Source organism: Methanosarcina sp. UBA289, assembly GCA_002496565.1.
Classification (GTDB): Archaea; Halobacteriota; Methanosarcinia; order Methanosarcinales; family Methanosarcinaceae; genus Methanosarcina.
The window spans coordinates 20,098-30,501 of record DAKJ01000013.1; the positions used below are offsets into that span (position 1 = coordinate 20,098).

Consider the following 10,404-nt stretch of genomic DNA (forward strand, 5'->3'; position numbering starts at 1 on the left):
AACCGATTATTGCTGGACCATCTACCTGCCGGCATGACAGAATTTTGAGCGAATTACTGCAAAAATCGCGTACTAAAAACAACCATCAACGAATAATTTGGAGCCAGCGCGGCAACTCGTCAAAAACTAGGGTAAATTATAAGAATAAAAGTAATTTTTGAAATGAGTTAAGAAGAACGCTGAGGGGGAGAACTGAACTATTTTATTCAGTTCAAAACCCCTATCAAGCGTTACTTACTAGCTGAATTAATCGAAACCCTTTAACCTTTTAGAGAAGGTTGAGCAAGAACTTTTAAAAAAGTTTCCTTCTCAAAGGTCAGGTCCCTGTTACCAGCAGGGCGTTAAAACAGCTATTATTTTCTTATTAACCTCACATGGATATAAAGCTTTATATCCATGTATTTATTACTTATCAGTTAGACAGAAATTTTACCAGAGTTTCTGTACTACTGAATGAGCAAGAACAATGAGAATCAATTCACCCGACAGCGATAGCTTCGCATTAATTTCCAATAGTAACGCATCTGAACGCATAAATTCCGTTTCACAGTTTGGCAAAACATCTGTGAACTGTTGTCCTGCATGTAACTCTCGAAGGTTCCATCAAAATAAAAACGGTGAATTTGTCTGTAATCACTGTAAAACCGTATTCACAACACCAGGAACAACAACCCTCAGGACTCGGAAAGCCTGCCCCGCATGTGGTTCACTCTCCATAAATCGTAAAAAATCCTCAAAAGAATACCACTGCTCAATATGCAGGTCTTATTTCTCAACACCTACTCTAAAATTAACCCCTGACCTGGGATATCTTGGAAAGCTGCCGTCCATATGCCACAAGAGCGCAAGCAAAACGGGGGCGGTATAAATGCAGCTCCTATTAAATCAAGCTCTTGTCTCTCTTAGAGAGCCAACCGATCAGCCTAAAGGATATCTTGAGGTAGTTGACATCTTCGGAGTAGAAGGTCAAAACCCTTCTATACCAGTCACAGGACTTCCAGGAGTCTCACATCTTCAAATATCCTCCTGGATACTTCAAACTGAATTAAACTCTGTACGCTCCCAAAACCCGCATATCCACTTTTGCACGGGGGCGGTCTAAATGTCCTCCTACACAGCCCGGATATACTCCCTAGTCTGCCTGCTTGACCTCACACTCCTCATTCTTTGGTGCTGCATCTGCATCCTTCAGGCGGTGAGAATATGAGCACAATTCCCGCCAGAATACCTGTTCACAAAACCCGAAAAGTTCAACTTCGCTCCCACTGCAGCGACCTCCTCTACGGACAGACCAACCAATTCCTCCACCTCACAAAACAAGAAACAACCCGCACCTTTCAATCAGTCGATCTCTCAGCACTCTATCAAAAGAACGCCCGGGAGGCATACCAATGAACTTCCAGACCTCCCGCACACAGTACCACATCGAACTAATCACAATCGCATGTGGAATACTCGGCACAATCTCACTAAGCGAAGGAAACAACCTTCTCGCGCAGGAACTCTTCTGCATATCAAACCCTCTACTTGCATACGCAGCATGGAAAACCGGAACCAAAAACACAGCCTTCCTCTTCCTTGTCTATTGGGTCTTTTCCATACGGGGCGTACTCTCCTGCCTGGGGGCGATATAAATGCCACACAGCATGACCTCTTTATATTCCACCCTCTCCGCAAACGCAAAAAGGGAAATCCGGGAAGCAATGTATCTATTTAACTCCTACTCACTCGATAAAACCTTCGATGACCCAGAGAAATTTTATCTCTTCTTAATGAGCGGGGCGGAGGTCTAAAATGTCTGAATCCTCTCTCATTTTCTCACGCTGCAAAAGGTGCGGGCGCTCAATCAAAAACGCAAAAGCCCAGGCCATAGGCTACGGAGCCACATGCTACAAAAAGCACCAAGCCGAAGCCGAACAAAAACTCAAAACAGGCCAGGAATTAGGGGAGGGCGGGCAATCCTCCCTTACTCATTTTATGTCTTTTACGGACCACAGGCGAACTTCCGAATCAAAGAGAGCCGGAAAGTTTACTTACTAACTTTTTTTCCAAACCAAAAATTAGGGGGTTCTCCTGTCTATGTCTATCTCACTTGCTCATCAGAAGACTATCCAAGAATTCTGCTTAGATAGTCCTAAGACTATTCCACAAATAGCAGCAAAACTCCTCTTAGAAGGCAAAAAAGGCATGATGAGCCTTCACAACTTTTTCAAGACTCAAATAGCAAAAACCATATTCTATATAGAAAAAGCATCGGGGTTAATCTGGATACGAACAAACCCCTTATTTTTTTCTAACTCTTCGCTAGACTTGATACGTCGAGAGCAAAGCTCACCACAGACCAAAACCGACAGCAGCAAGACCTATAAAAAATTAGAAGGGTTGAAACGAACCTGCCCGGAGAAAACCGAAGCTGCATTAATATTAAACAGGGTAAATAAATTCTGCTACTATAACAAAGAAAATAAAGAATTTGTATACCTCAATTCCGCAAAAGACGACATAGATAAGCTTTTCAAAGCGTATTGTGAGCGCGTAAAGCTTGAAAAAATCGTCTTAACTCGCGCTCCAGATAACAACCCGGTATTTGCTCAAGACATTATAATAAACTATCAAACCCGCTTCACCTCTCCAGCCAGGCAGAAACAAAACCTAGACGGATTCAGAGCAGCCTATAAAAAAGCAAGCCGAAGACACGTAAAAGGAGTCTTCTTAACTCTCACCTCAAACCCTAAAGGCGGTTCCCTCTGGCAAATAAACAAAAAAACCCAAACAGCTTGGGGAAAATTCTCGAAGTTTCTTGGCCGATGCCTGCCGAAGCGTGCCGAATGGATCAAGGTCGCAGAATTTCAAAAAAACGGAATGTTGCACTATCACGTCCTGATAGTCGGAATAAACTGGCTACTGCACAAATCCGTAATACAATACGCCTGGATGAAATACGGAGGCGGGCCTATCCTGGACATTCACACAGTAAAGAACGACCCGGTATATGGCTGGCAATGGTCCAGGTCTTGCCCTCGAGAAGCTGCAGGCAAAACCGTAGGTGACTATCTACAGGGCTACCTCGAAAAATCAATGAGTCCCCAACATGGGGCCTTATACTGGGCTACAGGAATACGAAACTGGACATGCTCAGGCACACTCTCAGAAAAAACAAAAAAAGCCGAGCCAATCCGAAGCCCTACAAGCCGTTATTTCCTCAAGGGCGTACTATCAGTCCTAACCGGCTTCAGATCATCCCGCAGGAAGGACAGCATAAGCCTATTCTCGCGCAAGCTAGCCACAGAAAAGCCCAACAAGCCCAAGAAAGAAAAAGCCATAATACCAGAAAAGCCGGATCTCTCCTTCTCAACAGCTAGCCAGATCACGAAAGCCTACCTCAAATCTTCCAGGGGGCTATAACATGACATCCCTAAGAGACAGCCTAACACAGGCAGAAAGGGTAATCATATTCCAGGCAAAGCCCGTAAGATCACTAGAAGAAGATCCAATACTGAAACACAAGCGCAGGGAGCCTATACCCTCAGAAGCCGACATCTGGAAACAAGACCTAGTTAAACAATCCAGGAGGCTTTAACCTGGCAAGCCGGCTTAAATCCAACACAGAGCCCGCAAAAAAAGAGCCCTATAACACAAAAATGAAATATCCTGGAAAAGAGGCTTATCACTTTCCTGCAGGCTCCTCCCATACCTCCCCATGCATGAGCCCGTACTTCAGATCTAAGGAATACCAAGCAAAAAAAGCACAATGGTTCCGGGAAGCGGGTATCACAGCAGGCGCAGCAATTCCCAGAGAACAGGACCACGAAGAAAAACCAGACGAAGAAGAAACCGAAGAGGAAGACAATGACAATTAAAATCATTATCACTCTTTCCTTTTTACTCATAGCCTGTTACACAGACCTTAAAAGCCGGAAAGTTCCCAACAAAATAACCTTCTCCTGGCTCATTACAGCCCTTATTTTTGCAGGGTATGAAGGATTACACCAGGGTACTCTATACCTTCTCACAGTGGGCTTATCCTGGGCAAGCATGAGCCTAATAACAAGCTTCCTATTCAGAGCCGGAAAGCTAGGGGGCGGAGATGTCAAAGCACTAATAGCCCTCTCTCTTCTCTATCCAACCAAAGCCCTTTGGATACTCTCCATAGCTTACCTTCTCACCCTATGCAGTAAGGCCGGAAGGAAAGACATTAAAAATTATCCTTTCATGCTCCCTATCACAGGGGGCTTTCTACTTACTACCCTTTAGCCGCAGGCACAGGTTTTACTGTAAAACCTATGCATTTTACAAAATATTCTCTAATTCCCTACAAAAATAAACCTAAAAACAAAGTAAATACACAGGTTTAAATATAACGTGTGCATAGTATACCATGGTGATAGTCTGAAAAACTACCCTAAGTCCAACTATACCAAAGACAACGATGCCTTACACTTTTACATCAAAGATGTAAGGATTCTTACTCCAAAGGAGTATGAATCCCTCAGGGCTGCAATTCCTAAGGATCAGCATAAAACCATACTTGATATCTTAATGATAACAGGCATGAGGTATGCTGAAACACTCAGGCTCCACGATCACAAAGAATGGTACAACGAAAAAAGAAACATAATTCACTTACCAGAAGAGGCGCAAAGAAAGCACAAAAGAAGACAGTTAGAAAGAACTATTCACCCGTTGCCCTCAATGTTTAATTACATGCTTAAGGACTTCTGGGAAGCTCGCAAGCCTCCATTAGAAACAACCTGGAATAAGGACCTTCAAAGGTGGGCTCAATTAGCAGGCATAAACCCCTATGGGATCTCTGCAAAAACAACCCGTAAAACAATCGAATCCTGGCTCATAACCTCCGGGGTAGTAGAATCCACAGTATGTTTAAGACAGGGGCATGACTCACTAACAAGCATGAGGCACTATCAAGGCTTATGTTTCTCAGATGATGAAACAAGAGACATCAAAAAGCAGTTATCGGCATGGGGTTTTTTCTAACCTCTGAACATCAAGACTCAAATTAAATTCCTGGTAGGGTGGAGATATGAAATGAAAGCGATTCAAACACCTGGACTGTATAAAGCTTTCACAATAAATGTAGACGAAAAAACATTATTACTCGACCTAATACACAGGGCTTTAGCCTGTCCATCTTATGTACTTCTCACAAAGGAAAGACTCACTTTAATAGGCATGCTCTCAACACTCGAAGGGGGAGGTCATAACCTGAAAACAGAGATCAAGCTCTATACAACAGAAGTCTGTCCAAAATGCAGAAAACTGAAAACCTTCCTGCAGGCTCAAGGTATAACCTTCCAGGTAATAGACATGCAAAGCCCAGAAGGACAAACAGAATTAAAATTCAATGGAATATTCACGCTTGAAGCTCCAGTCTTACAGGTAGGAGAAGAATTCTATCTCTCAAAACAGCTCTTCAAAGGAAACGAACTATCCGAAGAAACAAAATCACGTTTAATGATGGGGTAAACAGGGGATAAAAGGGGGAAAAAATCTATGTTTGATCTACTGGCAATGTTTGACATGGATCTAGACGAATTTGTAAACTTCTCTTCAATTCTTGCAGGGTTGCTTATTTTATTGCTAGCCCTCACATGGGCTGTGCCAAATGGGAGTATCTAACATGACAGCTCGATGCAAAGGAAGAATCTTTGCTCAAATTGACGCAATGTACGGCGGTCCCTCTTACGAACCAGAAGAAGAGGAGACACGAAGAATACACACCAAAAGGCACGCAAACGCAAAACAGAAGCATCTAATATATTAATTTCATCAGTGGGGGGTCACTTATGAAACTACCAATATCTGACACATACGCAGGTATCATTTCCTCAACACTCGCCAGGACAGGCGGATTAATACTATATCAACAGCTAGCCGAAGCAGCCGAAAGAGCCGAATCAATCTTCATCAAAGACCAGGTTCCAGAATCTTATAGAGTAGGGGCTACCTACTCCTACGTAGTAGCCACAAAAGACGGATCTTACTGCTTCACTCTCCAAAGGGAACTCTCGGGAACATGGGCATTAACAGCCTTCACACAGGAAGAAAAACAAAAGCCACAGATGGCGATACCATGTTAATAAGAAGCGAATGCTCAGAATGTTTTCAACCCCTTGACGTAAACGCAGATCAAAAAACAATAACCTGCCCTTCCTGCGGCTTAGTACATGATATCGTATATCTTCCCAGACTACAGCCTCGCAGGAATCAACCCGTCAACAAACCATATAATCAAACAAGAACAGGACGCAGAAGCGCAGAACTCGCAAAGGTTCTAAGCCTCGGCTAAAAACATTTTTTCATTTTTCAGGGGGATTCCACATGCAGCAATTACTAGAAGATATAAAACTACAAAAAATAACAAGAAAGGTAGACCCTGATAAAGTAACAGGCAAATACTATCAACAAATAAGGAATGATATAAAGCGGAAAATAAAACCAGATACAGAATGCCTAATAATAGAAATAATATTCACAAAATACAATACACATGACTTCATAACAGAATCATTCATGTATTTACAAAGAGAACTCACTCCATTAATCACAATACCTAAAAATTCGTGTGTTCTATCAGAACAATCATTACAAGAATTTGAATTAGTCTTTAACTGCACAATATTTAGAAATTCATAAAGGGGGAAAACATCTTTCAGATGTCCCTAACTTTCTTTCTTTTTTTCATTCTTTTTTCAATCCCTTTTTAAACGCTTTAAATACTCTTCAGGCCAACGCCAGAGCCAAATCAACAACAAAAAAAAGGGAGGAAGTCAAGGCCCTTCTTGGCCCGGAAAGGAATTTTGGTTTTAGTATTAACCATAAGGTAAAAAATTGGTTGTCGTTGTTTATGGTTCTAAAATCCTTTTCACCCACTCGTCAGCATCCTCACTCTTCCCTAACCAAACATTCAAAGTACTTACAGGAATTCCCGAGAACTCAGCTATCTTAGTCTTAGTAACCTTATCCTCTATAAGCCTGGAAGCAAGAGAAATATAAGCCTGGTTAACTCTCGTTAACGTCTTCAGCTCTCGCTTAGAAAACATTTCATCCTTCTCTTCTATCTCTTCCTCTCCTATCTCTGTAAAATACTCATCTTTCTTCTTCAAGTAATTTTTATACAGACTTTTACTCACGCCACAAACTTCAAAAAAAACCTCCATATCAGGAATCGGAATAGACCCAATAGGCATAAAAACACCGTCTTTTTCAACCTTATAAGGGGCAATTAGAGGTTCCTGAATCCAATCTGTAATAATTGCATAAGGGTACGCATAAGTGCGAGTAAAAGGCTGTCCATCAGGCGTAAACTCATTAAAAGCCTTCATTTTAAAAAAACAATCAAGCTGGAGGCGGACATCACCATCTAAGAATTTAAGGTGCTGAAAATTCCCAAAAAGAGCAATTTTTCGGTATCCGTAGACTTGTAAAGTCTTAACAATCAGCTTATTCCTCTCGTCCATAAAATCCCTGGCATAAGCAGAAGCTCCGGCCTCCTCCCAAATAATAGAAGTCTGGGTCTTTTCATTAAGCTGTTCCTTAAGCTCCTTCAACCCAAAACAGATTTGTTCCTCTGAAAAGTCAGGGTCCACAGCACAAGCAGCCCCAAGGGTAAACACACTTTTCCCGCTTCTCCGCTTCCCAATAGCCGAAATAAAAGAAGAATTATTATACAGAAAAGCCCTTTTCGCAATATCAATAAAATACCAATACCAATTAAACTGCACACTTTTCTCTATATCTTCGCTCATGCCCTCACCTCATACGGTTTTATCTCATTTTCGGCCAGGACACTATTAACCCTCTCAAGAGTCAGGCTAATGTCTCGGGAAGCCTCATAAAATACCGACTGTTGAGCCTCTGGGATCTGGTCCCTAAAAATCGTCTTCCTGAGCGCATAAATACAAATTCTCTCAATCACGTAAGAAAAGCGATACTCACAAAAAATCTTCAATTCTACCCCTTTCAAGTAGGCAGAATTCACAGTCTCAACCTGGTACAGCTCAGAACTATTTACTTTCTGCCTCAGGCTCATATCAACATGTTTTTTAATCCTAATAACAAGCTCGTCTATTTTTTCAAGACTCTCTATATCTTTCTTGTCAAACGCAAGAATTGACATGTTTCTAAGATGCGAAACAAGGTCTATATAGGCCGTATATTCCTGATTCTGCAAAGCCTCAGTCATAGAAACAAGCAAATCCTGAAAAGGATACACAAAACCAATAGATTTGTTTCCATCTACATATTTAAAAGCACTCATATATAACCCCTCATATAAAACAGAACATAACATGTTTTTCTACATCAACTATAGTAATTATTATATACTATATACAACTACCTATAGTATAGGGGGTGCTCTAACAATGAGTATTAATGATAAAATCTGCAAATACCTCAACGATTGCTATGCACGCGGCTATATCGCAGTCGGGAAAGCCCAGCTCAAAGCCCTTTCCAAACATGAAGGTGCTTCGATGGCGGGAAGTGCCATAAGCATACTCGTCCTGCTGGTCACTCTTATGCTCTGTGCTCTGCTTTTTGGTACTCTTCAGGGACAGACCGAAGAAAAAATCAGCTCCCTCAATGACGCAAATGCAACCGCCAGCTTCAACAACATCAAAACAACCGGCTGGGGATCAATAGACCTTTTTGGGATGATTCCTTACGTTGCCGTTTTCATAGTCCTTCTTGGTATGCTCATGGGACTTACCAGGGACAGCTAAACAAAAGGGGGTGAGTCCACAAATGGACTCTACTTTTTTCATATTTTTTGAAATAGCTGCTTTCCTAATCTTTTTCTATTCTCTCGAAGCTGGAGAATGGCGGGGCTTACTTGTTTTCCTCGCAATGGCTCTATTTCTCGCTCTATCTATAGCGTCCTATGACATCACCTATACAGACGTTTTTTTCAACGAAACAAGCGGGGAAATAGTACAGCACACAGGCTCAACATACGACATTTCAATTTCTCTGATAAATGAAGGAATGGCGTTACTTTCCTTATCAATTGGGGTTATAAAGAGCCTGATTTACCGCGAAACATACAATTCTTCAAACTCTGAATAATTTTTGGGGGTAAATATGGTAAATCTGTCATATCTAGAAATTTGTCTTTTAATACTTGGAAACATGGGAGCGGGGTTCTATGCAGGCACTAACTCCCCCACAACCCTCCAGATCACAATAATGTGCTATTCCCTCTGGGCAATACTCCACCTCACCAAAAAACCAGCTAAAACAGAGTATCAAGAGGCGTGAAAATGTCAGAAACTCACCTAATTCTTACAATATGGGGCTTAATAGAGTTCCTTATACTCTCTCTCGCAATTCTAACAAGCCTCTACGAATCCAACAGATCACGGAGGTCGAACACACAATGTCCGACCCAATAGACAAATCCAAAACCCAGCTTCAGGCAATGGACGTAATCTCCTACGCAGGGACCCCTAACGGCATTCCAGCCGAAGAACTCCTCAAAAATTGGGGCGCTCTGAACAAACAACTTGCTTTCAGCAACCTTTCTCACAACGAAATCCAGGACATAGAAGACCTGCTAAGAATCAGTGAACTAAGATCAATGTCCTCTCAAAGAGATCATGAACTCAGGCAAATGGACGTAAGAGGAGCAGGCCAAGCAATAATCATAACAAAATGCCTGGAAAGCCTCGGAAGAGACGGTTTTCTCCTCAAGAGAGCAACAACAGCAGAACATTCTATCACAAACAGAACTGAAGACAGCAAAAAGCCTAAATTCTGGGGTCTAGGGGCTCCAAAGCAGCAATATCCTCCACAATCCGTACCACAACAGGGGGCAAGACAGTAAATGACCTTTCAAGAAGATATCGTTGTTTTTCTACTCGCTGTAATAGGAATTTCACTTTCTCCAAGTGCTATAACCATCATTCCATTAGGCTTCATTTTGGGAGTTTTCATAGGGTGGGTACTGTTTGACAGTTCTCTCTTAACATCTCCTTCTCACAGCGGAGGGGCGTAAATGATCGTATCAGCAGACACTCTAAAAATGTGGGTATACGGAGAAACCCTCATAATCGGAATTCTCATGATGCTAACCTGTGCCGGATATCCTGGATGGATTAAAGTCGCAATATCCCGCATAAAAGGCAAAAAATACGTAATCACACTCACAAAAGACAACGCTCTCAAAATAAGAGGAGCCGAAGAAGTCGAAGGCGTATATGAAACCAAAAACGGAATCTCAATCACTAACAGAACTGAAGACAGCAAAAAGCCTAAATTCTGGGGTCTAGGGGCTCCAAAGCAGCAATATCCTCAGCAATCTGTTCCACAGCAGGGGGCAAGACAATGATAACAGTATCCAAAGGTAAACGAAACGAAGGAATGACTAACAACTTCCAGCCGATA

The 10,404-nt window shown here is 42.0% G+C and carries 24 protein-coding genes; 21 read left to right on the forward strand and 3 right to left on the reverse strand.

All coding sequences use genetic code 11. The features are described 5' to 3' along the window. The first annotated feature begins 466 nt into the window (after window positions 1-466). Both BP549_RS04030 and BP549_RS04035 read left to right on the forward strand, forming a co-directional pair. Window positions 467-868, forward strand: a complete 402-nt coding sequence (locus tag BP549_RS04030; protein ID WP_292378340.1) for a hypothetical protein — start codon at window positions 467-469, stop codon at window positions 866-868. Next, a complete protein-coding gene (locus BP549_RS04035; protein WP_292378342.1) occupies window positions 869-1,102 on the forward strand; it encodes a hypothetical protein in 234 nt (77 codons plus the stop codon). It begins immediately after the preceding gene. Window positions 1,103-1,309: 207 nt separating this feature from the next. Here the strand turns inward: BP549_RS04035 and BP549_RS04040 are convergent, their stop codons facing one another. Continuing rightward, window positions 1,310-1,564 carry a hypothetical protein gene (locus tag BP549_RS04040; RefSeq protein WP_292378343.1) on the reverse strand — a complete coding sequence of 85 codons (255 nt, stop codon included), beginning with the start codon at window positions 1,562-1,564 and terminating at the stop codon, window positions 1,310-1,312. A 70-nt stretch (window positions 1,565-1,634) separates the two neighbouring features. On the opposite strand from BP549_RS04040, the gene BP549_RS04045 reads away from it, so the two are divergent. The 13 genes from BP549_RS04045 (at window position 1,635) to BP549_RS04105 (ending at window position 6,654) form a co-directional block, all read left to right on the forward strand. After that, complete coding sequence (locus tag BP549_RS04045; protein ID WP_292378345.1) at window positions 1,635-1,793, forward strand: hypothetical protein; 159 nt, start codon at window positions 1,635-1,637, stop codon at window positions 1,791-1,793. 1 nt (window position 1,794) lies between these two features. After that, complete coding sequence (locus BP549_RS04050) at window positions 1,795-2,040, forward strand: hypothetical protein (RefSeq protein ID WP_292378347.1); 246 nt, start codon at window positions 1,795-1,797, stop codon at window positions 2,038-2,040. Between the two features lie 39 nt (window positions 2,041-2,079). Then, the gene (locus tag BP549_RS04055; protein WP_292378349.1) at window positions 2,080-3,405 is read left to right on the forward strand and encodes a rolling circle replication-associated protein; all 1,326 of its coding nucleotides are present in this window, start codon (window positions 2,080-2,082) and stop codon (window positions 3,403-3,405) included. Between the two features lies 1 nt (window position 3,406). Further along, on the forward strand, window positions 3,407-3,580 hold the full coding sequence (locus tag BP549_RS04060; RefSeq protein ID WP_292378352.1) for a hypothetical protein: 174 nt from the start codon (window positions 3,407-3,409) through the stop codon (window positions 3,578-3,580). A gap of 61 nt (window positions 3,581-3,641) precedes the next feature. After that, on the forward strand, window positions 3,642-3,860 hold the full coding sequence (locus BP549_RS04065) for a hypothetical protein (protein ID WP_292378353.1): 219 nt from the start codon (window positions 3,642-3,644) through the stop codon (window positions 3,858-3,860). Then, entirely contained in the window at window positions 3,850-4,254 is a 405-nt protein-coding gene (locus tag BP549_RS04070) for a prepilin peptidase (RefSeq protein ID WP_292378355.1), read from the forward strand. The genes BP549_RS04065 and BP549_RS04070 overlap by 11 nt, the downstream gene beginning before the upstream one ends. A gap of 108 nt (window positions 4,255-4,362) precedes the next feature. Continuing rightward, window positions 4,363-4,995, forward strand: a complete 633-nt coding sequence (locus tag BP549_RS04075) for a site-specific integrase (protein WP_292378356.1) — start codon at window positions 4,363-4,365, stop codon at window positions 4,993-4,995. Between the two features lie 51 nt (window positions 4,996-5,046). Further along, window positions 5,047-5,484 carry a glutaredoxin family protein gene (locus BP549_RS04080; protein ID WP_292378358.1) on the forward strand — a complete coding sequence of 146 codons (438 nt, stop codon included), beginning with the start codon at window positions 5,047-5,049 and terminating at the stop codon, window positions 5,482-5,484. Window positions 5,485-5,511: 27 nt separating this feature from the next. Then, window positions 5,512-5,637 (forward strand): hypothetical protein, encoded by a 126-nt coding sequence (locus tag BP549_RS04085; RefSeq protein WP_292378360.1) that lies wholly within the window; start codon window positions 5,512-5,514, stop codon window positions 5,635-5,637. Between the two features lies 1 nt (window position 5,638). Continuing rightward, window positions 5,639-5,782 carry a hypothetical protein gene (locus tag BP549_RS04090; RefSeq protein ID WP_292378362.1) on the forward strand — a complete coding sequence of 48 codons (144 nt, stop codon included), beginning with the start codon at window positions 5,639-5,641 and terminating at the stop codon, window positions 5,780-5,782. A gap of 22 nt (window positions 5,783-5,804) precedes the next feature. After that, the gene (locus BP549_RS04095; protein ID WP_292378365.1) at window positions 5,805-6,098 is read left to right on the forward strand and encodes a hypothetical protein; all 294 of its coding nucleotides are present in this window, start codon (window positions 5,805-5,807) and stop codon (window positions 6,096-6,098) included. Further along, on the forward strand, window positions 6,092-6,307 hold the full coding sequence (locus BP549_RS04100) for a hypothetical protein (RefSeq protein WP_292378367.1): 216 nt from the start codon (window positions 6,092-6,094) through the stop codon (window positions 6,305-6,307). Before BP549_RS04095 ends, BP549_RS04100 begins: the two co-directional genes overlap by 7 nt. 32 nt (window positions 6,308-6,339) lie before the next feature. Next, on the forward strand, window positions 6,340-6,654 hold the full coding sequence (locus BP549_RS04105; protein WP_292378368.1) for a hypothetical protein: 315 nt from the start codon (window positions 6,340-6,342) through the stop codon (window positions 6,652-6,654). Window positions 6,655-6,863: 209 nt separating this feature from the next. Here the strand turns inward: BP549_RS04105 and BP549_RS04110 are convergent, their stop codons facing one another. Both BP549_RS04110 and BP549_RS04115 read right to left on the reverse strand, forming a co-directional pair. Next, on the reverse strand, window positions 6,864-7,766 hold the full coding sequence (locus BP549_RS04110; RefSeq protein WP_292378369.1) for a hypothetical protein: 903 nt from the start codon (window positions 7,764-7,766) through the stop codon (window positions 6,864-6,866). Beyond that, entirely contained in the window at window positions 7,763-8,278 is a 516-nt protein-coding gene (locus BP549_RS04115; protein ID WP_292378370.1) for a hypothetical protein, read from the reverse strand. The genes BP549_RS04110 and BP549_RS04115 overlap by 4 nt, the downstream gene beginning before the upstream one ends. A 106-nt stretch (window positions 8,279-8,384) precedes the next feature. Between BP549_RS04115 and BP549_RS04120 the strand changes: the two genes are divergently transcribed. The 6 genes from BP549_RS04120 to BP549_RS04145 are packed head-to-tail and all read left to right on the forward strand — an operon-like array spanning window position 8,385 to window position 10,348. Further along, a complete protein-coding gene (locus BP549_RS04120; protein WP_292378372.1) occupies window positions 8,385-8,744 on the forward strand; it encodes a hypothetical protein in 360 nt (119 codons plus the stop codon). 22 nt (window positions 8,745-8,766) lie between these two features. Then, entirely contained in the window at window positions 8,767-9,087 is a 321-nt protein-coding gene (locus tag BP549_RS04125; protein WP_292378374.1) for a hypothetical protein, read from the forward strand. Between the two features lie 15 nt (window positions 9,088-9,102). After that, window positions 9,103-9,279 (forward strand): hypothetical protein, encoded by a 177-nt coding sequence (locus tag BP549_RS04130; protein WP_292378377.1) that lies wholly within the window; start codon window positions 9,103-9,105, stop codon window positions 9,277-9,279. A 31-nt stretch (window positions 9,280-9,310) separates the two neighbouring features. Then, window positions 9,311-9,844 carry a hypothetical protein gene (locus BP549_RS04135; protein ID WP_292378379.1) on the forward strand — a complete coding sequence of 178 codons (534 nt, stop codon included), beginning with the start codon at window positions 9,311-9,313 and terminating at the stop codon, window positions 9,842-9,844. After that, window positions 9,845-10,015 carry a hypothetical protein gene (locus BP549_RS04140; RefSeq protein ID WP_292378382.1) on the forward strand — a complete coding sequence of 57 codons (171 nt, stop codon included), beginning with the start codon at window positions 9,845-9,847 and terminating at the stop codon, window positions 10,013-10,015. It abuts the gene before it with no gap. Beyond that, complete coding sequence (locus BP549_RS04145; RefSeq protein WP_292378385.1) at window positions 10,016-10,348, forward strand: hypothetical protein; 333 nt, start codon at window positions 10,016-10,018, stop codon at window positions 10,346-10,348. Window positions 10,349-10,404 lie beyond the last annotated feature (56 nt).